Source organism: Phaeovibrio sulfidiphilus (genome assembly GCF_014861485.1).
In the GTDB taxonomy this organism is placed as follows: Bacteria; Pseudomonadota; Alphaproteobacteria; order Rhodospirillales; family Rhodospirillaceae; genus Phaeovibrio; species Phaeovibrio sulfidiphilus.
On the sequence record NZ_JACZHT010000002.1, the window covers coordinates 324,697 to 346,286 of the forward strand.

Annotated in this window: 15 protein-coding genes, 2 tRNA genes and 1 riboswitch; of the genes, 10 read left to right on the plus strand and 7 right to left on the minus strand. The window is 67.6% G+C overall.

Going from position 1 to position 21,590, the window contains the following annotated elements; translation table 11 throughout:
• Positions 1-432: 432 nt before the first annotated feature.
• The 4 genes from IHV25_RS04380 to IHV25_RS04395 form a co-directional block, all read right to left on the minus strand.
• A tRNA-Asp gene (locus IHV25_RS04380) sits at positions 433-509 on the minus strand.
• A 30-nt stretch (positions 510-539) separates the two neighbouring features.
• Positions 540-616, minus strand: a tRNA-Asp gene (locus tag IHV25_RS04385).
• A gap of 102 nt (positions 617-718) precedes the next feature.
• Complete coding sequence (locus tag IHV25_RS04390) at positions 719-1,255, minus strand: hypothetical protein (protein WP_192533883.1); 537 nt, start codon at positions 1,253-1,255, stop codon at positions 719-721.
• A gap of 366 nt (positions 1,256-1,621) precedes the next feature.
• Positions 1,622-2,521 carry an ATP-binding protein gene (locus tag IHV25_RS04395; RefSeq protein WP_192533884.1) on the minus strand — a complete coding sequence of 300 codons (900 nt, stop codon included), beginning with the start codon at positions 2,519-2,521 and terminating at the stop codon, positions 1,622-1,624.
• A gap of 162 nt (positions 2,522-2,683) precedes the next feature.
• Here IHV25_RS04395 and yajC point away from each other — a divergent pair, with 162 nt between their 5' ends.
• The 10 genes from yajC (at position 2,684) to IHV25_RS04445 (ending at position 16,271) form a co-directional block, all read left to right on the plus strand.
• Positions 2,684-3,130: a preprotein translocase subunit YajC gene (gene yajC, locus IHV25_RS04400; RefSeq protein WP_192533885.1), complete on the plus strand. Its 447-nt coding sequence runs from the start codon at positions 2,684-2,686 to the stop codon at positions 3,128-3,130.
• A gap of 787 nt (positions 3,131-3,917) precedes the next feature.
• Positions 3,918-5,489 (plus strand): protein translocase subunit SecD, encoded by a 1,572-nt coding sequence (gene secD / locus IHV25_RS04405; protein ID WP_192533886.1) that lies wholly within the window; start codon positions 3,918-3,920, stop codon positions 5,487-5,489.
• A gap of 10 nt (positions 5,490-5,499) precedes the next feature.
• A complete protein-coding gene (secF, locus tag IHV25_RS04410) occupies positions 5,500-6,615 on the plus strand; it encodes a protein translocase subunit SecF (protein WP_192533887.1) in 1,116 nt (371 codons plus the stop codon).
• 264 nt (positions 6,616-6,879) lie between these two features.
• Positions 6,880-7,251 carry an Mth938-like domain-containing protein gene (locus IHV25_RS04415; protein WP_192533888.1) on the plus strand — a complete coding sequence of 124 codons (372 nt, stop codon included), beginning with the start codon at positions 6,880-6,882 and terminating at the stop codon, positions 7,249-7,251.
• A 143-nt stretch (positions 7,252-7,394) separates the two neighbouring features.
• Positions 7,395-8,318 carry a 50S ribosomal protein L11 methyltransferase gene (locus IHV25_RS04420; RefSeq protein ID WP_192533889.1) on the plus strand — a complete coding sequence of 308 codons (924 nt, stop codon included), beginning with the start codon at positions 7,395-7,397 and terminating at the stop codon, positions 8,316-8,318.
• Positions 8,308-10,272, plus strand: coding sequence for an aminopeptidase P family protein (locus IHV25_RS04425; protein ID WP_192533890.1), 1,965 nt, complete (start codon positions 8,308-8,310; stop codon positions 10,270-10,272). Before IHV25_RS04420 ends, IHV25_RS04425 begins: the two co-directional genes overlap by 11 nt.
• A 472-nt stretch (positions 10,273-10,744) precedes the next feature.
• A riboswitch (cobalamin riboswitch) is annotated at positions 10,745-10,997 on the plus strand.
• 323 nt (positions 10,998-11,320) lie between these two features.
• Entirely contained in the window at positions 11,321-13,168 is a 1,848-nt protein-coding gene (locus tag IHV25_RS04430; RefSeq protein ID WP_192533891.1) for a TonB-dependent receptor domain-containing protein, read from the plus strand.
• A gap of 381 nt (positions 13,169-13,549) precedes the next feature.
• Positions 13,550-14,407, plus strand: a complete 858-nt coding sequence (locus tag IHV25_RS04435; protein WP_192533892.1) for an ABC transporter substrate-binding protein — start codon at positions 13,550-13,552, stop codon at positions 14,405-14,407.
• An 11-nt stretch (positions 14,408-14,418) separates the two neighbouring features.
• On the plus strand, positions 14,419-15,465 hold the full coding sequence (locus IHV25_RS04440) for a FecCD family ABC transporter permease (RefSeq protein ID WP_192533893.1): 1,047 nt from the start codon (positions 14,419-14,421) through the stop codon (positions 15,463-15,465).
• Entirely contained in the window at positions 15,462-16,271 is an 810-nt protein-coding gene (locus tag IHV25_RS04445) for an ABC transporter ATP-binding protein (protein WP_192533894.1), read from the plus strand. The genes IHV25_RS04440 and IHV25_RS04445 overlap by 4 nt, the downstream gene beginning before the upstream one ends.
• Before the next feature lie 351 nt (positions 16,272-16,622).
• On the opposite strand, the gene tig is transcribed toward IHV25_RS04445, so the two are convergent.
• The 3 genes from tig to IHV25_RS04460 all read right to left on the minus strand — a co-directional run bounded on the left by tig (position 16,623) and on the right by IHV25_RS04460 (position 21,581).
• Complete coding sequence (gene tig / locus IHV25_RS04450) at positions 16,623-18,023, minus strand: trigger factor (RefSeq protein WP_192533895.1); 1,401 nt, start codon at positions 18,021-18,023, stop codon at positions 16,623-16,625.
• 718 nt (positions 18,024-18,741) lie between these two features.
• The gene (locus IHV25_RS04455) at positions 18,742-19,476 is read right to left on the minus strand and encodes an arginyltransferase (protein ID WP_192533896.1); all 735 of its coding nucleotides are present in this window, start codon (positions 19,474-19,476) and stop codon (positions 18,742-18,744) included.
• A 959-nt stretch (positions 19,477-20,435) separates the two neighbouring features.
• Positions 20,436-21,581 carry a pyridoxal phosphate-dependent aminotransferase gene (locus tag IHV25_RS04460; protein WP_192533897.1) on the minus strand — a complete coding sequence of 382 codons (1,146 nt, stop codon included), beginning with the start codon at positions 21,579-21,581 and terminating at the stop codon, positions 20,436-20,438.
• Positions 21,582-21,590: the final 9 nt, after the last annotated feature.

The window sequence follows — 21,590 nt, forward strand, 5'->3', positions numbered from 1 at the left end:
CTCGATGTGGATCGGATCGGGCGACCGGGAGGAGCCGGGGGTGTATCGTTCAAGTCGACGTCAGGGGGGTGAAACACCGTCGGACGGGGCACGTGGCGGCCACCGTGAGATGGGGTGCGCAGGGGCCTGTCAGATCAAACAGGCACGCGCATGCGAACCGGCATGGGACCAGACCGCGCGGGCGCCAGAGCGTGTCTGGAAAGCCAGTCAGTTTGGAGAGCAGGGGGATGCGGGCATGCCTCGTCGGACGCGGCCGGGAGTCGCGTTTGGCGGTCACCGGCAGGGGCCTGTCAGACCACACAGGCAGCGTCCATGCGAAGTCGGCCGGGAACAAACCGCGCCGTCGCTAAGACTGACTGGAAAACCCGTCAGCCGGGTGAACATGGGGATCGCGCGGCCATTGGGACGCCCCCAATTTGGGACTTCCGGAAATGGCGCGAGTGACGGGACTTGAACCCGCGACCTCTGGCGTGACAGGCCAGCGCTCTAACCAACTGAGCTACACCCGCGCAGCATAAACCGCGTAGGCAGAAAGGAAGTGGCGCGAGTGACGGGACTTGAACCCGCGACCTCTGGCGTGACAGGCCAGCGCTCTAACCAACTGAGCTACACCCGCTTCCTTCTGCGTGGACGCCGCTTTCTAGCCGTATCGCGCCCGGCAGGCAAGCATTATTTTTCGGGTCGGGTGTATTTCCTGTTCGTGCCGGAGTTCGGGGGCTCAGCCCTCCAGATCGACCTTGTGCACGGTGGGTGTGGTTTGCGGGCGTCCGGACGGATTGGCGTTGTCCTCGCGGCGCACGGTTCCCGTATCCGCCGGCGTGGAGACCATGGCCGGTGCCGTGGAGGCGACCACGGTGGCCGCTGCCTGAACTTCCGGTGCGCCATCTCCCACCGTATGGGTGGCCTCGCGGGTCATCGCGTTGGCCTCGGCGACCTCACGGGGCTGGACGACGGTTTCTTTCGTCGTCTGGGCGGCCTGAAGCTCCTGATAGGCAATAACGCGCTCACGCGACGGAACCTGAAACGAGATCTGGTCGCCCCAGGCAAACTGGGCCACGTTCACGTACAGGTCCGGATCGAGAATGGTCCGGGGATTGATTTTGATCGGGCTCACCAGAGACTCCGACGGAGTCTGCCCTGTGGCGGCGGCCGGTGTCGGCGCGGCCGGCATGCCGGTCGCAAGGGATGTGTCCAGCGGTGCGTAGGCCGACCGGGATGCCGCGGTCCCGGCGAAACGGATATCGTGTCCAGACATGGCTTCCTGCCCTCCTGATTTCGAAATGCGTGTCCGGGCGGTAAACCCAGTTCCGCTCATCTCAAAAATATAAAGTAACGGGCAACCGGATGCAAGCATCGCCGGCAGCGCGTTGTTCCCCAAGGCTGTGGTTGTTGACAAACACACCCGTAAAGAACTTCGGGCAACCTTCGGATTTAAAACCGTTTTTGGGGTCTGTGCTCGGTCTGTGACATGCGTGGGGAGGAAGATGGGGTCCGTTCTCCACCTGACTCCCGGCGGGCGCAGGGCGTTTCCCGTGTCCTGCGGGGCCCGCAGGCCCCTGTGGAGTCACAAAAAAACCCCCGCAGGCTCTGCGGGGGTCGGGATGCGAGTCGGGTCGCTGGATCAGGGGCTGAGGCGGGTCTGTTTCTTTCCGGCCAGATCCAGGATGAACTGCCATGCGGTGCGCCCGGATCGGGATCCCCGGGTGAGGGCCCACTCGAGCGAGCTGTGCCGGATGGCGTCCCAGTCCCCGTCCAGGAGGCCGTAGTGGCGGACGTAGCCCTCGACAATGGCGAGGTAGGTGTCCTGGTCCATGTTGTGGAAGCCCAGCCAGAGGCCGAAGCGGTCCGAGAGGCTGACCTTCTCCTCCACGGCCTCGCCCGCGTGGATGGCGGTGGAGCTCTCGTTCTCGATCATCTCCCGGGCCAGGAGGTGGCGCCGGTTCGACGTGGCATAAAGCACCACGTTGTCGGGGCGCCCCTGGATGCCTCCGTCCAGAACCGCCTTCAGGGACTTGTAGCTGGTGTCATGGGAGTCGAACGACAGGTCGTCGCAGAAAAGAATGCACCGGCGCGGCGCTCTCGAGAGCCGCGCCAGCAGCGCGGGAAGGGTGGCGATGTCCTCCCGGTGGATCTCCACCAGGGCCAGCCGGGGCTGCCCGGCCTGATCGCGCTCCGTGTTCACCGCGCCGTGGACCGCCTTGACCAGGGCGGATTTTCCCGTGCCCCGCGCGCCCCAGAGCAGGGCGTTGTTGGCCGGCAGGCCCGCCGCAAAATGACGGGTGTTCTCCAGAAGGATGCGGCTCTGGTGCGCAAGCCCCTGAAGAAGCGTCAGGTCGACCCGGTTGATTCGGGCCACCGGCTGCACGTCCTGTGTCGCGGGGGACCAGATGAAGGCGTCCGCACCGTCCAGGTCGGGGGCGGCGGGCGGCGGCGGGCTGAGGCGCTCAAGGGCCTCGGCGATGCGGCGCAAAAGCGGCGTGGCGCCGTCTGCGCCGGGGGTGGAGAAAAGAGTCCCTTCCATTTTGTCCGGCTTCCCTGCAAGATTTGACAACGCTGTGGAAATGCTCGGTCGTCTAGGTGTTTGCAAGCGACCAAAGGCCGAGTATAGTGCCCGCTTCAATCCCGGCAAGGCGCATGTGCGTCCGGGCTTTCATTCACACCTTTGCGGATGTTCGAGGATTTCATGCTGATTTCTGACGCCTACGCGCAAGCGGCCGACGGGGCCGGTGCCGGTTTTCTCGGCGGAGGGTTCGAGTCGTTCGTGCCTCTCCTGCTGATCGTCGTCGTTTTTTACTTCCTGCTCATCCGTCCGCAGCAGAAGCGGATGAAAGAGCACAAGGCCATGCTGGCCTCGATCAAGCGCAAGGACCGGATCGTGACCGGCGGCGGCGTGGTCGGCACGGTGATCAAGGTCGAGAACGAGGCCGAGCTTCTGGTCGAGGTGGCCGAGAACGTCCGTGTCCGTGTCATGCGTGACATGGTGGCGACGGTTCTGACCCACGGCGACGGCGCTGCTGCCGGCGGCGACAAGGGCAAGCCGGCCGCCGAGGCGACCGCGGAGACGAAAAAGGCTGATGAGGCGGCCAGCGGCAGTGCCTCGAAGCTCAAAGGCCTTCTGGACAAGAAGTAGCCCTTGCTCCGCTTGCGCGCCATCCGGTCCTCTGTGCCCGGGCCTGCTGGGTCCGGGTCCACCGTATCCGGGCCCCCTGTTTCCGGTGGGGCGGCTTCGTCCGCCCTTCCGTCCGGAGGCAGGTCGCCGTCTCGTCTGAGACCGGGCCCACGGACCGATGAGAAATGGACTCTGGCCCTGGCCGTCCTTCTGGGACTGGCCGGGGTTGCGCTTGTCTGGCAGGCGGCGGGCGTGGGCGTGCACAGCGTGTCCCCCGTTTCCACGCTCGGCAAGGCGTCCGGAGGCGTGCCCGGAGAGACCCGCCGCCCGGCAGAGCGTTCGGGCGCGGCGGAGACGGTCGGGGCGCTCCTGGCCCGGTCCGGGGTGATCTGCCCCGGCAGCAATCCCAAAAGCCCCCATGCCTTTGTGTCCGGTGTCCGGCCCCGTCCGGTCTCCGGTGCGTGTGTGTCCAGCGTCCGGGCTCCCGCAGAGGGGTTCCACGCCCCGCGAACCCGTCCCGGCCCCGGCCATGACCGGTTCGAGTGCCAGGCCGAACCCGGAGCCAGCTGGCGATCCGGCGCCTGTCCGGCGTTCGGGCGCAGCGTCTGATCTGACACCTGCCCCGAAGCCCCTTCCGTGCCGCGCCGCTCCCCCTGGAGCGTGGGCGCAGCCGGAGGCCCTCTTCCGCACATCCAGAGCCTTGCGGGCCGGCTGAACGGGCCCGCTGCCCGCCGGTGCCCTTTTGCCCGACGGTCCCTGTGCCTCTGGAATGCTCTCTGTCTTCGAAAACAAAGAAAGCGAAGAACGCATGTTGTCCTATGGCAGATGGAAGATGACCCTGGTGATCCTGGTATCGCTGGCGGGTCTCATCTTCACCATTCCGAACGCGTTTCGCGACCGGGCGGCCGAATGGCCGAACTGGTTCCAGCCCATCACCCTGGGCCTCGACCTCCAGGGGGGCTCGTACCTCCTGCTCCAGGTCGAGTATCAGGAGCTGATGAAGGAGCACCTGAACTCCCTTCTTGACGAGGCCCGCACGGGTCTGCGCAAGGAGCGGATCCCCTACACCGGCCTCAAGGTCGACGGGGATGCGGTGGTGCTCAAGATCCCCTCGGAGGAGGAGCGCCCCCGCGCGCTTCGCCTGCTGCGCGGCCAGGCCGCCAGCGCCGGGGCCCTTCTCACCTCCGGGGAGGACGGGCAGGTCCGGATCCAGTTCTCGCCCGAGGAGATCGAGAACCAGCGCACCTGGGCCATCGAGCAGTCCATCGACATCGTCCGCCGCCGCGTGGACGAGACGGGAACCCGCGAGCCCACCATCCAGCGCCAGGGCGCGGACCGCATCATTGTCGAGCTTCCGGGCATCGACGATCCCGAGCGCGTCAAGGCCCTGATCGGCAAGACCGCCAAGCTGACCTTCCACCTGCTGGACACCAGTGTCACCGAGGAGGATCTGGCCAACCGGCGTGTGCCCTACGGGTCCATGATCCTGCCCAACGCCGAGGCGGGCCGGGCGGGCGAGGTTCCCTGGTACGCGGTCAAGAAGGCCGTCCAGCTGACGGGTGACCACCTGATCAAGGCGGGGATCGAGTACGACAAGGGTGCTCCCGCGGTCAGCTTCCAGTTCGACACGGTGGGCGGCCGCAAGTTCGGCCAGGTGACCACGGACAACGGTGGCGGCTTCCTTGCCATCGTCCTTGACGGCAAGGTCATCAGCGCGCCGCGGATCCGCGAGCCCATCACGGGCGGTCGCGGCATCATCACCGGTACGTTCACCTCCCAGGAGGCGGCGGACCTTGCCCTTCTGCTGCGCGCCGGTGCCCTTCCGGCTCCGCTCACGCCCATCGAGGAGCGGACGGTCGGCCCCGGGCTCGGACAGGACAGTATCGACGCGGGCAAACTGGCCTCGGTTCTGGGCGCCTGTGCGGTGTTTGTGTTCATGGTGGTGTGCTACGGTCTGTTCGGCCTGTTTGCCAGCCTTGCGCTGATGGTCAACATCGTGCTTCTGCTTGGGCTTCTCGGAGCCATCGGCGCCACCCTCACCCTGCCGGGCATCGCGGGTATCGCCCTGACCATCGGTATGGCGGTGGACGCGAACGTCCTGATCTTCGAGCGCATACGCGAGGAGGCCATGGGCGGGCGAACACCGGTGAACGCTGTGGAGACGGGCTTTACCAACGCCTTCTCCGCCATTTTCGATGCGAACATCACCACGCTGTTTGCGGCCATGCTCCTTTACTACTTCGGGACGGGCCCGGTTCGCGGCTTTGCGGTGACGCTGGCGCTCGGTGTGCTGACCTCCATGTTTACGGCGATCATGGTGACGCACGCGATCATTCACGTCTGGCTGCGTCGTGCGCGGCCCAAAACCATTCCGCTTTGAGGTGAGGGTCATGGCACTTTTTCCCCTCCGGTTCATACCGGACAATACCCGGATCGATTTTATTCGGGGACGCTGGGTCGCGTTCATCTTCTCGGGTATTTTTATGGTCGTGTGCGCGGTTTCGATCGCGGTCCAGGGCCTGAACTTCGGCATCGACTTCACCGGCGGTGTGCTGGTGGAGGCGCGTCTCGAGAACAACCGGGATCTGGGCCAGTTGCGCTCGGATCTGAACAACCGGGTGGCTGGCGAGATTTCCCTGACCACCTTCGGCGGCGACGACCGCAACCTTATGATCCGCATTCCGCTCCAGCCCGGCGGCGAGGAGGCCGACATTGCGGCGCTCGCCCAGGTGAAGGAGCTTCTGGGGTCCGGGGTTGACTATCGCCGCACCGAGCTGGTGGGCCCGAAGGTGGGCGGCGAGCTGGTCCGCAACGGCATCTACGCGGTCGTGTGCGCCATGCTGGCCATGACCGTGTACCTCTGGTTCCGGTTCGAGTGGCAGTACGCGCTCGGATGCCTTCTGGCGCTGATCCACGACGTGCTTGTGACGGTGGGCTTCTTCTCGTTGCTTCAGGTCCAGTTCGACCTGACGTCCATCGCGGCGGTGATGACGGTGGCGGGGTACTCCATCAACGACACCATCGTCATCTTCGACCGCATGCGCGAGGAGATGCGCCGCTACAAGAAGATGCCCATCCCCGAGGTGATCAACCTGTCCATCAACCGGACGCTCTCGCGCACGGTGATGACCAGTGGCACGACCCTTCTTGCGCTGCTGTGCCTGTTCCTGTTCGGCGGCGACGTGCTCCGGATTTTCAGCCTTGCGATCATCTGGGGTATCTTTGTGGGGACGTACTCGTCCATCTACATCTCGGCTCCGGCCCTGCTGTACTTCCGCTTCTCGCGCAGCGGGGAGGGCGACACGCCCAAGGCCGCGCCGGATGCGCGCACGGGCCGCACCCGTCTTGCCGACGGCACCGAGCTCGAGGCCGCCAGCGGTGCGGACCTTGCGTTCCGGGCCGCCCGGGCGGAAGCCGAGTTCCTGGGCAACGATGGGGCCTCCCCCACCCGTGAGGGCGGGCGTCGCACCGGCCCGGTGGTCGGCCGTCCCCGGCGCAAGCCCTGATGCAGGATCCCGGGGCGCTTTCGGGTGCCCCGGATCCCGGCCGCCCCTGTGTGGCGGTGTGACACGACGTGTGCCCCGGCCCGGACAAGTTGGTTCGGACCGGCGCACCCCCCTTCCAAAGGTGACCACATCCCCCTTTGGAGAGTGCGTTCGGCGCGCTGCGGCCGCGGCCCTTCGGGTTCGCATCCCCAACACCGCGTCTCACTGTCCCGTCCCCCGAGCGGTTGACGGGACGACGGAACAGATTGCTGGAGGCTCCCGACCATGCAGCCCATGGAACCCGTGACCGGACGGACGGTCATCACCGCTTACGGAGACGGAGGCTTCCGTCTCGGCGGCCACGTTTTTTCCGGCTCGGTTCTTGTGTTCCCCTGGGGCGTCCAGCCCTGGAGCCCCGTGACCTTCGACGACCTGGACCGGGATGCCTTCCAGGCCGCCTTCGAGCGGGCTCGTGAGCTGGATTTCCTTCTTGTGGGAACCGGGGAGCGCCAGCAGTTCCTGCCGCCGGCCCTTGCCGCCCACTTCCGCGAGGCCGGCCTGACCGTCGAGGTCATGGCCACCGGCGCGGCCTGCCGCACGTTCAACGCCCTCCAGGGCGAGGACCGCCCCGTGGGCGCGGCCCTGATTGCGGTCTGAATACACGCGGGGTCTGGCGATCCCGTCTTCTCCGTCCCACATCCAATTTCAAGCGCCGGGGTTGCAAGAGCTTCACTCTTTTTGTGTACTTTTGTAACACCCGTATCAGCACGCCCCTTTTTCTGCGGCATCGGAGCCCTTTTATGCCTGTTACCCCCCAGTCCCCCCCGTCCTTCTGGAAACTCGAGGTGACCCTTCCGCGTCCCGCCCTTGCCTCGCTTGAGGCCGCGTTCGAGGACGAGGCCGTGTCCATCACCTTGCTGGAGGCGGACGAGGAGAAGGATCTCTGGACCTTCCAGGCCCTGTTCGAGGAGCGCCCCGACGAGTGGCGAATCCAGACCCCCGTCGCCCTTGCCGCTGCGAGCGTCCGGGTGGCCGAGCCGGAAATCCTGGTCGAGCGTCTGGAGGGCCGGGACTGGCTCGCGCTCTCGAAAATCGCGTTTCCGCCGCTCGAGGTCGGGCGGTTCTTCATTCACGGCTCCCATTTCGAGGGCACTCCGCCTGTGGGTGCCCGTTCCCTGTGCATTGACGCGGCCACGGCCTTTGGCTCCGGCTATCACCAGAGCACCTACGGCTGTCTCCAGGCGCTGGAGATGCTGGACCGCTGTGACACCTTCCAGAACATCCTGGACGTGGGCTGTGGCTCGGGGATCTTGTCCCTTGCCGCCGCCCGGGCCTGGGGCGTGCCGGTGCTGGCCATCGACATCGATCCGGAGTCGGTCCGTGTGGCGCGGGAGAATGCCCGGATCAACGGCCTCTCGTCCCTGGTCCAGACGGCCCAGGGCAACGGGGCCTCGGGGCGGCTGCCCCGGTCACGGGCTCCCTATGATCTGATTTTGGCCAATATTCTGGCCCGGCCCCTGTGCGGCATGGCCTCCCGGCTGGCCTCCCTTCTGGCTCCCGGGGGGCGCATCGTTCTGGCCGGTCTCCTGACCCGCCAGGCGCCCATGGTGATTGCCGCCTATCGGGCCCGGAACCTTGTGCTCGAGAAGAGGATTGAGGTGGGCGTGTGGTCGACCCTGGTCGTCCGGCGCCCGTGTGGGGAAAGGAGTGAAGATGACGAATGAGTCGCGTCCGGAGACGGGGGCTGATCCCCGCAAGACCGCTGCCCGGGAATCCGGGGCTCAGGACCGCCCGGTGGCCTTCCCCGGGCAGAACCTTCGCCTGTCCGCCTCCGCCCCTCTGGTGGAGCGTCACGCCTGCGCGCCCGCGAGCAAGCCCGGCCACTTCCTGGCGGAGAGGGTCCGGGCCCTGAGGGCCTGGCTGGTTTCGGAAAACCTTGCGGGGTTCTACCTGCCCCACACCGACGCCTTCCAGAACGAGTTCCTGCCTCCGTCCATGGAGCGCCTGGCCTGGCTGACCGGGTTTACAGGCTCCGCCGGCGAGGCCCTTGTCCTGAACGACCGCGCGGCCCTGTTCGTGGACGGCCGCTATACGGTCCAGGCCCGGGCCCAGGTGGACAGCGCCGTGTTCGCCGTCTGTCACGTCACGACGGAGCCTCTGGGCGCCTGGATCGAGGCCAACGTCTCGCCCGGAAGCCGCATCGGCTTTGATCCCTGGCAGGTCAGCGTCGAGCTGTTCGAGCGCCTCGAGGCGGCCTGCCGCGCCCGGGGGGCGGCCATGATCCCGTGCGGACACAATCCGGTGGATGCCCTGTGGTCTGACCGTCCGGTTTGCGCGGCCCGTCCGGCCGAGCCCCATCCTCTTGCCCATGCCGGTCAGGCCAGCAGTGCCAAGCGGGCGGAGCTGGCCGCGCGCATGCGGGAACGCGGTGAGGACGCGGTTGTCCTGTCCTCGCCCGAGGGCGTGGCCTGGCTTCTGAACATCCGGGGGCGCGACATCCCCTACACCCCTGTGGTTCTGGCCAGCGCGATCCTGTACGCCAACGCATCCGTGGACCTGTTCCTGGACCCGGGCTCGGTCACGCCCGAGCTGCAGGCCCATCTGGGCGAGGGGGTGACCCTTCAGGCCCCGGAGATGCTGGGCCCGGCCCTTGACCGTCTGGCCGTGCGCACGGTGTCGGTTGATGCGGGCCGGACGTCCCTTTGGGTCTGGAACCGGCTGGAGGAGGTCGGCGCGACCCTGGTGCGCGAGCCCGATCCCTGCGCCCTGCCCAGGGCCTGCAAGAACGCAACCGAGATCGAGGGCGCCCGCAGCGCCCACGTCCGCGATGGTCTGGCGGTGACCCGGTTCCTCTACTGGCTGTCGCGCCGGCTGTCTTTGGGCGAGCAGGTGGGGGAGGTCGATCTGGGCCGCAGGCTCGACGCCTTCCGGGAGGAGGATCCCCTGTTCCGGGAACCCTCGTTCCCCACCATCTCGGCCACCGGCCCCAACGCGTCGCTGCCCCACTACCGGGCGCTTCCCGGCGCCGACCGCTTCCTGGCCCCGGGTGACGTCTACCTGGTGGACAGCGGCGGCCAGTATCCGGACGGGACCACCGATATCACCCGCACCGTCGGGGTCGGGGAGGCCAGCCAGATCGTGCGCGAATGCTACACGCTGGTGCTTAGGGGCCACATTGCCCTGTCGAGGGCCGTGTTCCCCCGCGGCACCACCGGCACCGCCCTGGATGCCCTGGCCCGCCAGTTCCTGTGGCAGAAGGGCCTGGACTACGATCACGGGACCGGACACGGCGTGGGGAGCTACCTCTCGGTGCACGAGGGTCCGGTTCGCATTGGCAAGTCCGGTCCGTCCATACCCCTTGCACCGGGCATGATCCTGTCCGTGGAGCCGGGCTACTACCGGGAAGGCGAGTTCGGAATCCGGATCGAGAACTTGGTGGTCGTGGTTCCCTTCACGGGGCACAGCGAGGAGGACAGGAACCTTCTCACCTTCGAGACCCTGACCCTCGTCCCCTATGACCGGTCCCTGATCGAGACCCGTCTCCTGTCCCGTGACGAGCGCCGCTGGGTCGATGCCTATCACGAGCGGGTCCGCACGGTCCTGGCGCCGCTTCTTGGCCACGAGGAACAGCGCTGGCTGGAGTCCGCCTGTGCGCCGCTGGTGGAGGGGGCCTGCTAGGGCTTCCACCGCTTTTTGCGTGCCCGGGGCGCGGTGGCGCCCGCCCGTCGGGCCGCGGCGCGCGCGCGTAGGGGACACTGCGGTGGCATCCGTCACTGGGGCTCACGCGCGGATCCGGTGACGCCGGCGCCACCCGGCTGCCTTGCACGCGGACACTGTCTGGCCCCGGCGCTGCCCTCCGCCTGCATTTCCTGCGTGCAGCCCGTGACCCGTGGGGGCTCCTCCCTCTCACAGGACGTCGGGCCCCGCCCAGGTTTCCCCGTATCCCCATCGGGTCTCCGGGTACCTCTGTCCGGGTTCTCCGGCATCCGGATTGGGTCTCCCGGTATCCGCCCCGGGGCTTCCGGCACCCCCTTCGGGTTGCCCGTTACCCGGTTCCGGTTGCCCGCTACCCGCCGTTTTCAGGGCGGTGGGCCGGTGTGGACTTACCGAATTTTCATCTTTCACCTTTACGACATCCTGACCCTCGCCTAGAGTGCCTGCGCATTGCGGTGCTTTCGGAGAGGTTTGACCTGTCCGAAGCAGGGAAGCCGGTGAGATTCCGGCACGGACCCGCCGCCGTAACCGGGGACGAAGGCCGATGATCCCTCACGATGGGGGACGCCACTGCCCAAGCGTTTTTGTCCGCGCCCCGCTTTGGGGCCGGACAGGACAGAGGGTGGGAAGGCGAGCGGTCTTTCGGATGATCCGGAAGTCGGAAGACCGACCGCGATGTACCGGACGTGCCCGGGTGGTGCACTCGCGACCGGCGTGGCGTGGTTTTCCGGAGGGGCCCTTGACCAGGTGCTCCCGGCAGTCCCGAAAAACAGGCAGGCAGGACCGCAGTGCGGCACCGGACGTTCGCCCGGTTCCATAAGGTTCCTGCTAACGCGGTTTTTCAGGAGATCCCGCCATGCGAAAGGCTCTTTCACGCAGCCTGAGCGGACCAGTGTGTCTCGCTTTTGCCGTCTGTTCCCTTGCATCAGCATCCCACGCCCGGACCGGGGATGGGGAGCAGACTGCCGTATCCACCCCCCCGCCGGTTACGACCGGTCTTGTTTTCCCCGACGTGGTTGTCTCGGCCGCCAAGACCGAGGTTCCCGTCTGGCGCCTGACCCGCTCGGTCGATGTGATCAGCAGCGAGGCCATGAAGACCCGACAGGTCAACGGGCTTCTCGGGGCCCTTGACCAGGCGCCGGGGGTGTTTTCCCTCAACCAGGGCGGCCCGGGGCGCATGAGCAGCGTCTCCATTCGGGGCGGGCGCGCCTACATGACCCAGTACCGCTTTGACGATATTCCCCTTCGGGACATCGCGGACATCCAGCTTGGCTTCCAGGGCTTTCTGGCGAACTTCGGGCTGGCCCAGGGCGCCCTTGACCGGGTCGAGGTTCTGAAGGGTGCTGAAAGCAGCCTGTACGGCTCCAGCGCCATGGCCGGTGTCATCAGCCTCATGCCGTCGGGCAAGTGGGGGCAGGGCCTGAAGGCGGGCGTGTACGGGGAGGGCGGCAGCTTCGGGACCGGGCGCGCTGGCGCCAGCGTGTCCTATGGCAGCGCCGGTCTCGACGGCGGCCCCGCCTGGTACGCCCACGCCTCCCCCCAGGCCATGAGCACCGACGGCTATCGGGGCCTGTGGGCGAAGCAGGCCGGAACCACGGCCGGTGCGGGCGTGCGCCTCGGTGACAGCACCACGCTGGAGTGGACCTCCCTCACCAGCCTGTCCAAGGCCGTCACCGACCGTCTGACCGTGCCGGGGCACCAGTACGCGGCGGGGGACGGGAACTACAACCGGGCCGACCTCTATCTGAACGGCCTGACCCTGTCCCACGAGTTCTCGGACATCTGGACCTCGCGCCTGAAGGTGGCCTACACCCGAACGGAACGCAGCTACCGGGGGCTCAACTCCAGCTCCGGGGAGGACGGCAAGGGCCGTGACCTGTTCAACGGCGACACGGTCTATGCCGAGGCTTTGAACATTATCCGTCCGGTGGACGCCCTGACCCTGATTGCCGGCCTGGAATACGAGGGCGACAAGTTCTATCAGAAGAGCGTTCCCAGCGCGGTGTACGGAACTCCGGGCATTACGCTGAAGGAAAAGGTGGGCAACTACGCGGTGTTCGGAAAGGCCCTGTTCGGCTTTCTGGAGGACCGCCTCAACCTGACCCTGGGCGGGCGCTACAACTGGCACTCCGAGTTCGAGTCCCACTCCACGTTTGATGCGGGGCTGTCCTACCTGTTCCCCACCGCCACCCGGGTTTACGGCTCGGTGGCCAGCGGCTATCGGGCGCCCTCGCCCTACGAGCTGTACGGGCGGGGCTACAACTACTTTACGGGACGTGTGGTGACTGTGGGCAACCCCAACCTCCGGCCCGAGAAGTCCCTGAGCTGGGAAGGCGGCGTGGAGCAGAGCCTCTGGGACGGGCGGGCCCACCTGGGGGCCTCGGTGTTCCTGACCCAGTACCGTGACAGGATCGCGTGGGACAGCCCCTCGTATGCCTACGTCACCCGGGGCAAGAGCCGGGTCCACGGCTTCGAGCTGTCCGCCAGCGCCAGCCCGCTCGACCAGGTGGACCTGAGCGCCGCCTTCACGCACGCGCGCTCCCGCTCGACGGATGCGGCCGGGCAGTGGAAAACGGACCGCGACCTTCCGGAAAGCCGCATGGTGGGCACGCTGACCGTGCGGCCTCTCGAGCCCCTGTCCGTGTCCGTCTCCGGGCGCTGGCAGAGCTCCCACATCAGCACCTGGCCCAATCACAAGAACGGCTCGTTCTTCACGGTTGACCTGGCCTCCTCCTGGACGCTGAACGAGAACTGGGAAGTCTACGGCCGGGTCGAGAACCTGCTGGACAAGACCTATACGGTCCAGGGCTATGGCATGCCCGGGATCGCCGCCTACGGCGGTCTTCGGGTCACGTTCTAGGCCGACGGATCGGGAGCGGAGGACATGACAGGTCGACACAGACGCACCCCCTGGCCGGCTTTTCTTCTTCCGCTCCTGCTGTGCCTTGCGCTGGCGGTCCCGGGCGTTGCGCGAACCGCAACGGCCGACGGACCCACAGCCGGTCCGGCCGTCAGCGCGGACGGCAGCCCGGGGGCGAATGCGGACGCGAAAACGGGGACAAAGGCGGGAGCAGGGCCGGCTGGGCCCCCGGGGGAAAATCCGGGTGCACACCCGGCCAGAAACCCGACCGGAAGCCCTTCAGCTCGCCCGGCGGCGAACGGGGGCGGGAACCCGGATACACCCCCGGAGAACCGTCCGGACGCTCGCCCGGACGCAAGCGCGTCCCCCTCACCCCGGATCGTGGCCCTGGGAGGCCCGATCGTTGAAATTCTCTACGGGATCGGGCTGGGAGACCGGATCGTGGGACGCACCCGGTGGACCACCTTTCCTCCCGCCGTGCGGAAGGCTCCGGACATGGGGGATGCCTCCTGGCCCAACCTGGAGGCCATTGTCCGCCAGCGTCCTGATCTGGTCCTGTCTGACGGTCATTTTGCCAGTCTCGGGGCGCGTCTCACCCCCCACCACATCCCGGTTGAGGCGATGGACGTCTACGAGACCTCGGACATGGTCCGGGCCACCGTGGCGCTGGGGGAGCGTTTCGGGCACCGGGACGGGGCGCAGGCCTTCCTGGACCGGGCCGTGTCCGTGCCCCGGGAACTTCTCTCCGGGGCCCTGTCCCGTGTGGACGGGAAGCACAGGCCATCCGGCCTGATTGTGGCCGGGGCGGCGGGGCTTTATTTCACCTTCTCCAGCGCATCGCGGCGCCTGACCCTGGAAACCGCCGGCGCGCGGAACGTGGCCGCCGACCTTGACGGGCCGTTCCCGGTGGTGTCCCGGGAGTGGGTTCGGGCCAACCGTCCGGACTTCATCCTTCATGTCCCGCCGGAGGGGGCGGATCCCGACAGCGAGGCCCTGGCCCGGGCCCATGCGGCTTTTGTGCGGGAGGCGGCGTTCGGCGATATCCCGGTGATCACCATGGACGGCCCCCTGACCTATGGGCCCCGGGCGATGTGGGGAGCGGCGCTGCTTGCCTCCCGCCTGCATCCGCAGGCCTTCGCCGGGGTGGATGTGCCCGCGCGCTACCGGGCCTTTCTGTCCGAGGTTTACGGTATCGCGCCTTCGGACCTTCCCCCTGACACGGCTCTGATCGTCCCATGAGCGGCCCCGGGATGACATCGAAAACGCTCAATCGGACCCCGGAGCGCCTGCGGATTTTGGGGCTGGTCCTTCTGGCCCTGGTTCTTGGGGGCACGACGCTTCTGGCCCTTGCGTCCGGGACAATGTCCCTGAGCCTGGGGCAGACGGTGGGCGCCCTGTGGTCGCCCGAAACCTCCGACGGTGTGGGCGCCATCCTGTGGGAGGTGCGTCTGCCCCGGGTGGCGCTGGCCATCCTGGCCGGAGCGGGGCTGGCCGTTGCCGGAGCGGGAACCCAGGCGGTTCTGAACAATCCCCTGGTGTCGCCCTCGGTTCTCGGCGTGTCGGCGGGGGCGGCCTTCGGGGCCTCGTGTGCCATTATTGCCGGCTCCCGGCTCCAGTTTGTAGCAGGAGACATCCTCATTGCCCTGTGTGCCTTTGCCGGAGCCCTGTGCGCCACCCTGATTGCCTGGCTTGTGGCCACGGTCCGCCGGGCCTCCCGGGAAACCGTGATCCTGGCGGGAATTGCGGTGGGGTTCATTTTCTCCGGCGCCACCATCTTTCTCCAGTACCTGGCCCCCTGGCAGGATCTGCGGGCCATGGTCTTCTGGGGCGTTGGCAGCCTGTGGAACGCGGACGGATCCCGGGTGGCCATGGTGAGCCTGGTCCTGGTTCCCGGTGCCGTCGTCCTTCTGGGGATCTCCCAGAAGCTGAATGCGCTCGCCCTGGGGGACGAGACGGCGTTTTCCGCGGGCATCAACGTGCGGCGTCTGCGTCTGGTCACCCTGGGGCTTTCGGCGCTCATCAGCGCGGTTGTGGTGTCCGCCTGCGGGGCCATCGCCTTCGTGGGGCTGATCGCGCCCCATATGGCCCGCCTGATTTTCGGACATGACAACCGCTGGCTGGTTCCGGCCTCCATGCTGACAGGGGCGCTGTTGCTTCTTGGCGCGGACACGCTGGCGCGGACCCTGTTTGCGCCCCAGGAACTGCCCGTGGGTGTGGCGACGGCTTTGATCGGCGGCCCGTTCTTCCTGTTCCTTCTGCTGCGCCGGCGCCGGGACTGGTGGGGAGGCGGCTCATGAGGGCGCGTGTATCCCCCGCGCAGCCCGTCTTCGGGGCGTCCGTGCCGTGTCTCGAGGCCCGGGACCTGGTCTTCGGTCCGGACCGCCGGACGCGCTTCGGGCCCGTCAGCCTGACACTCGGGCCGGGCGGCTTTGTCGGGCTTCTGGGCCCGAACGGTTCGGGCAAGAGCACCCTTCTGCGGACCCTGGCCGGGATCCTGCCGCCTCGGGCCGGTGCGCTGGAGATGGACGGCGCACCGCTTGGGAGGGTGGCGCCCGGGCACCGGGCCCGGCGTCTGGCCTACGTTCCCCAGCTGACCGTTCCGGCTGCTATCAGCGTGTTCGAGGCGGTTCTGATTGGTCGCACGCCCCGCATGGGCTTCCGGCCCGCGCCCGCGGATATCGAGGCGGTGGACCGGGCGCTGGAGCGTCTGGGGATCGGAGCCTGGCGGAACCGGAGCCTGGAGGAGCTGTCGGGCGGAGAGCGGCAGGCCGTGTATCTGGCCCGGGCCCTGGCCCAGGACACGGGGCTTCTGCTTCTGGACGAGCCTCTGGCCGGTCTGGATGTCTGTCACCGGATCGAGATCTGCGCCCTGTTGCAGACCCTGTGTCGCGAGGAGGGCCGCACGGTGGTCTGTGCGGACCATGACCTGTCCCTGATGGCCGGGTATGCCGACCGGCTGTGCGTTCTGGACCGGGGGCAGCTGGTGGCGCAGGGCGCGGCCGCGGACGTTCTGACCCCCGCCCTGCTGCGTCAGGTCTGGGGGGTGGAGGGGCGGCGCTGTGCCGATACGGGGGCCGTTGTGATCACGGGTCTCGCTCCCTGAGCGGCCGCCGGGTGTCGGAGGGGGGCAGTCCCCCCGAGAGGGGGAGGTGGAGGTCTTTCCCCTGGGAGGGCGCATGCGTGCCCCGGGGGGCGGACCACCCCTGGCGTCCGTTTCCGGTGTGACGCGCCCGGATAACGGTGGCGCGTGATCGTGTTCGCGCTGATCCGGGTGGCCGGATCGTGCCCGGGGCTGGCGGGGCTCAGCGGACCAGCCTGCGAAAGTCCCGTACAAATCCCGCACAAATCCTGCGACGGGCCTGCAAAAAGAAAGCCCCCGGAAAAACCGGGGGCTTCTGTTTTCTGCCGTCGTCCGGCCCCTGCGGCCGAAGCCGGAGGGGCCTGAACCCGGACCTTACTCGGAGGCCGCCTCGTCCGCCTTCTTCTTGCGGGCGCGGGTCTTCTTCGGCTTGTCCTCGGTCTCGGCGCTGGCACCCTCGATCTCGGCGCGCAGCTCGGCCATGGTGATCGGCTTGTCGGTGACCTTGGCCTTCTCCAGGATGTACTGGCAGGCCTTGTCCTCGAACAGGGGCGCACGGAGGTGGTCCACCGCGTTGGGGTTGTTGCGGTAGTAGTCCAGGACCAGCTGTTCCTGGCCCGGGAAGTTCCGCAGCTCGCGCTGGAGCAGCTCGTTCATCTCCTGGCGGGAGATGGTGATGTTGTTGCGACGGCCCGTCTCGGCCAGCAGCAGGCCAAGGCGCATGCGGCGGATCGCGATCTCCCGGTACTCGGCACGGAGCTCGTCTTCCGACTTGCCCTTGTCCTCGTCGTCCAGGGTGTCATTTTTGAGGGCGGTCTCGATCTCGCGCCAGATGGTCGAGAACTCGATCTCCAGCATGCTCTCGGGCACCGGGAAGTCCACCAGCGGCGCGAGCGCGTCCAGAAGGCGGGGCTTCAGGCGGTCGAAGGCGATCTTGTCGTAGTCCGCGCGCAGACGGGTACGGATCTGCTCCTTCAGGGCGTCCAGGGTGTCGGCACCCATGGTCTTGGCCAGGGCGTCGTCGAGCTCGGGCAGGACGGCCTTCTTGACCGCGTGCACGGTGACCTCGAACACGGCTTCCTTGCCCGCGAGGGTCGGGGCCGGGTAGTCCTCGGGGAAGGACACGGTCACGTCACGCTTGTCGCCGGCCTTGGCGCCGATCAGCTGCTCCTCGAAGCCGGGGATGAACTGGCCGGAGCCCAGCTCCAGGTCGTGGCCGTTGGCGCTGCCGTTCTCGAAGGCCTCGCCGTCGATGCGGCCGATGAAGTCGATCTCGACAACGCTTCCGTTCTCAGCGGCGGCGTCGGCACCGGCGTTCTCGAACTCCTTGGCGTAGGAGCGCATTTCCTCGAGGGTCTCATCGATCGTGGTCTCGTCGATCGTGATGACCTCGCGCTCGAGGCTGATGGAGGAGAAGTCCGGCTCGGGGATCTCGGGGAGGATCTCGAAGCTGATCTTCAGGGTCATGGGACCGGTTTCGGAGAGCTCGCCCTCCACATCCAGCTTGGGCTGGGTGGCGGGGCGCAGGCCCTGCTTGTCCGTCAGGTCGTCCAGGGCTTCCTTGACCACGGCATCCGCAATCTCTCCGAGAGCGCCTTTCGCATACCGCTTCCGCATCAGCGACATGGGGATCTTGCCAGGACGGAAGCCGGGAAGGCGAACCTGGTCCTTGAGCGTGTCAAGGCGGGCGTCGATGCGCTCCTTCACCTCTTCGGCGGACAGGGACACGGTGAATTCCCGCTTGAGGGAGTCATTAAGCGTTTCGGTGAGCTGCATGGATACGGTTCTCTTGATGCTCTTTTTTGTTGGATGACAACGGGACGGGGACACACCCGAAAACGGCAAAATGGCCGGAGGGAATGCCTCTGGCCAGCGACTTGGTCAGTAAAAGGACCGGATTGCGACCCTTTGATTGCGACCCTTTGAACGTGCCGTACCCGAGAAACAGGCCACCACAGCCCCCTTCGGGGCTGGCGCGGGGGTGTCCGGACCGGGAAACCGCTCCTGTGAGCGACCGGCTGTCCGTGCCCCGGCGCACTGTGCAAAGCCGAAACCCGCGGGATCAAAGCCGGCTTTTCCATGTTCCGTCCGGGAAACCACAAAGGACATCGGCACGGCACGCCGGTACTCTATTCGTCCTCGCGCGGACGATACTCGCTCCGGTACTCGGAATGCAAGACCTAATACGGCCCGCCGGGGCTGCAAACCGGCGGTGCGGACAGCCCCGGGGCTGCCTGTGCAGCCGGAGGGTGGCTGTCCCGGGGATGGAGCCGCGCCGGGCGGGCGGAGGGGGCAGGGCGGTGACCCGCTACCGTGGTCGGGCGTGCGGTCCGCTCCGGGGGCATGGCCCGGGTTCCCGGGCGCGCGGGTCGGGGCAGCCGCGGGGCCGGGGGCGTGCTGCGGGGCGCTGCGGCGGGGCAGGGGCGCCCAAGGTCTTATGGCGTGCGGTGGCCCGGGTGGGGCCGCGGGCGACGAGGGAAGGGGAGCGTAGGGCTCAGGGGTCCGGGATCGTGAGGGGGGCCCAGCCGTCGGGGCCCAGGGCCTCCAGCGGGCGGAAGCGGCGTTTGTAGTCCATCTTCCGGCTCCCGTTCACCCAGTAGCCCAGGTACACGTACGGGAGGTTCTGTCTCTGGCACTCCTCCACAAGCCAGAGGACGATCCAGGTGCCCAGGCTGCGTTGGGCCGGCAGTGTGGTGTCGAAGAACGAGTACACGGCCGAGAACCCGTCGTTCAGGTGGTCCACCAGACAGGCGGCCACCAGTTGGCCCTCGGGATCGCGGAACATGGCCAGCGACGTTTCGATCGGGCTGTCCTCGATCATGGCCCGGTATTCAAAAAAGCCCATCAGGGCCATGTCGGAATCGCTGTGCCGGTCGTTTTCATAGCGGGAGAACAGGTGGTACTGCTCCACGGTCGCCTCGGGCTTCTCCAGCGTGCCCCTCAGGGAGGTGTTCATATCCCGGGTGCGGCGGAAGGACCGGGTCATGACGAAGTCGGTGGCGTTGATCCGAACCGGGATGCACGCCGAGCAGCCCAGACAGGCGGGGGTGTAGGCAATGTTGTGGGAACGCCGGAAGCCCGCAAGGGACAGGCTGTTGTGAAGCCCGTCGACATCGCTCCCCGAGAGGGTCGTCACGACCTTGCGTTCGGTCTGCCCCGGAAGATAGGGGCAGGGCATGGCCGGGGGCGAGAAAAAGAAGCGGGGTGGTGTGAGATCCGGTTGATCCACAGGAGACTCCCTTGGGTAGACAAGAGACGCAGGCTGAACGTCGCTCCGGAGCGAGGGGCACCGGCGCTCCGGGGGTACAGGGTCGTTGACGCCCCGGCGCGCAGGGGCTTGCGCGTCGCAACAGGGGGCGGAGTCTGGCCCCGGTAAGGGGCGCGGAGGGTCAGGCCCTGCAAGCGGCACACCGTATGGCGCGTGCGTCGGCGGGGCCGCCCGGACTGTCCAGGACACCGGGCTGCGGAACAGGGACACGGGGGCAGCCGGGAACTGCTGCCGCCGGAGCCGGGGAGGCAATCGGGCGCTTGCGGTCCGGCACGGTCCTGAATCGTCGCTCTGACTCTGATCGTAAGCACTTGGGAGCCGAAACGGCAAGGCTTACGTTCAAACGGCGGTGCCGCCGGGGGGATCCGCAAGCCCGCCGTCCGGAAGGGTGCCCGCAATATGGGCTGTTTTGCCGGATTACTCTTGGATATTTGTGCTCCGCGTTCTCGTTCAAGGGGGCACCCCTGTCGGGAGGGCGTGAGTATGCGGCGTGTCAGGGCCCGCCCATATGTGGATCGTGTGTTCGGATCGTGTGCGCAGGGCGAACCGTCGGGGCGAACCGTTGGGGCGAACCGTCGGGCCGCGGTGGCGTTCCTGTCAGGGCTTCCGTGTGCCGGGCTCGGGAGAACGGCGGGTTGGGGGCCGCGCGTCGGGGGCTCCGGGCTGCCGTTCCGGGGGGTGTTGCCGTCTGCATGCCGGGGCTGCCGTCCCTGTGGCTGACCCTGTGGCTGCCCCTTTCGCTTTCCCTGTAGAGGCCCGGCGTGGGGGATCCTGGCGGCTTGCGCCGTCGTCTGTCCAGCGGCTGTTCCTGTCCTCCCGCACCGCAGCCGATGCCACGGAACAGGGACGCCGGGCCCGGACCCGTGCGGCCCCCTTTCCGGGGGACTGTCCTTCAGCGCTCCGTTTTCAGAGACCCGTGTTCAGAGCCAGGCTTTCAGCCGTCGGACTGCCTCCTCGATTTCCGCCGTGGTGGTGCAGAAGCTGAAGCGGACAAACCGGGAGCCCTCCCCGTCATCGAAGTCCAGGCCAGGCGTTGTCGCGACGCCTGTTTCCTCCAGCATGCGCTCGCAGAACGCCAGACTGTCCGACGTGATGTCCGAGACATCCGCATACAGGTAGAACGCGCCGTCGGCCGGGGCGAAATGCCGGATCCCGAGCTCCGGCAGGGCCGCAGACAGAAGGGCGCGGTTCCGGGCGTAGGTCTCCCGCAGGACGTCGAAGTCCGCCCGGTGGCGCAGGGCGAGGATCCCCGCATGCTGGGACAGGGTCGGCGGGCTGATATAGAGGTTCTGGGCCAGGCACTCCATGGGGCGCAGCAGCTCGGCCGGTGCCACCACCCATCCCAGGCGCCAGCCGGTCATGCAGTAGAACTTGGAGAAGCTGTTGACCACGATGGGGTTGGGCGAAAGCCCGGCCACGGTTGTTGCGGGATCCGCGTAGGTCAGGCCGTGGTAGATCTCGTCGCTGATCAGGCGAATGCCCCGGGCGTCGCAGACCGTCATGATGGCCTGCATTTCCGGCCCGGGGATGACCGTCCCGGTCGGATTGGCGGGGCTGGCCACAATCAGGCCGTCAAGGGGCGGATCCACGGCCTCCAGCGCGGCCGCGGTCAGGCGGTAGCCGGTTCGGGCGTCCACGCGGATGGGCACGGGCTCGCAGCCGAGCGCGCTCAGCATGTGGCGGTAGGCGGGGTAGCCCGGGCAGGTGATCCCCACCCGGTCGCCGGGCTCGAACGCGGCCAGGATGGCCAGCACAAATCCGCCCGAGGATCCGCAGGTCAGGACAATCCGCTCCGGATCGACGCTGACCCCATAGACGGTGTCGTACATGTCGGCCAGCGCGTGGCGCAGGGGCTCGATCCCCTGGGCCACCGTGTAGCCCATCCGCTCCGTCGCCAGGGTTTTGCCCAGCTCCGCAAGGGCCGCAGGCGGGAGGCCGCTGGCGGGCTGGCCGACCTCCAGGTGGCAGACGTGGGCTCCCTGCGCCTCCCGGCGGGCGGCGGCCCTCAGGAAATCCATGGCGAGGAACGGCGGGATCTGGCCCCGGCGGGCGATTTTCAGTGTCATCGAGGATCC

Coding starts and splice junctions, on each gene's coding strand:
- IHV25_RS04420 (WP_192533889.1), top strand. CDS start 7,395: ATGCCTGTTACCCCCCAGTCCCCCCCGTCCTTCTGGAAACTCGAGGTG.
- yajC (WP_192533885.1), top strand. CDS start 2,684: ATGCTGATTTCTGACGCCTACGCGCAAGCGGCCGACGGGGCCGGTGCC.
- secD (WP_192533886.1), top strand. CDS start 3,918: ATGTTGTCCTATGGCAGATGGAAGATGACCCTGGTGATCCTGGTATCG.
- IHV25_RS04460 (WP_192533897.1), bottom strand. CDS start 21,581: ATGACACTGAAAATCGCCCGCCGGGGCCAGATCCCGCCGTTCCTCGCC.
- IHV25_RS04425 (WP_192533890.1), top strand. CDS start 8,308: ATGACGAATGAGTCGCGTCCGGAGACGGGGGCTGATCCCCGCAAGACC.
- IHV25_RS04390 (WP_192533883.1), bottom strand. CDS start 1,255: ATGTCTGGACACGATATCCGTTTCGCCGGGACCGCGGCATCCCGGTCG.
- secF (WP_192533887.1), top strand. CDS start 5,500: ATGGCACTTTTTCCCCTCCGGTTCATACCGGACAATACCCGGATCGAT.
- IHV25_RS04440 (WP_192533893.1), top strand. CDS start 14,419: ATGACATCGAAAACGCTCAATCGGACCCCGGAGCGCCTGCGGATTTTG.
- IHV25_RS04395 (WP_192533884.1), bottom strand. CDS start 2,521: ATGGAAGGGACTCTTTTCTCCACCCCCGGCGCAGACGGCGCCACGCCG.
- tig (WP_192533895.1), bottom strand. CDS start 18,023: ATGCAGCTCACCGAAACGCTTAATGACTCCCTCAAGCGGGAATTCACC.
- IHV25_RS04445 (WP_192533894.1), top strand. CDS start 15,462: ATGAGGGCGCGTGTATCCCCCGCGCAGCCCGTCTTCGGGGCGTCCGTG.
- IHV25_RS04415 (WP_192533888.1), top strand. CDS start 6,880: ATGCAGCCCATGGAACCCGTGACCGGACGGACGGTCATCACCGCTTAC.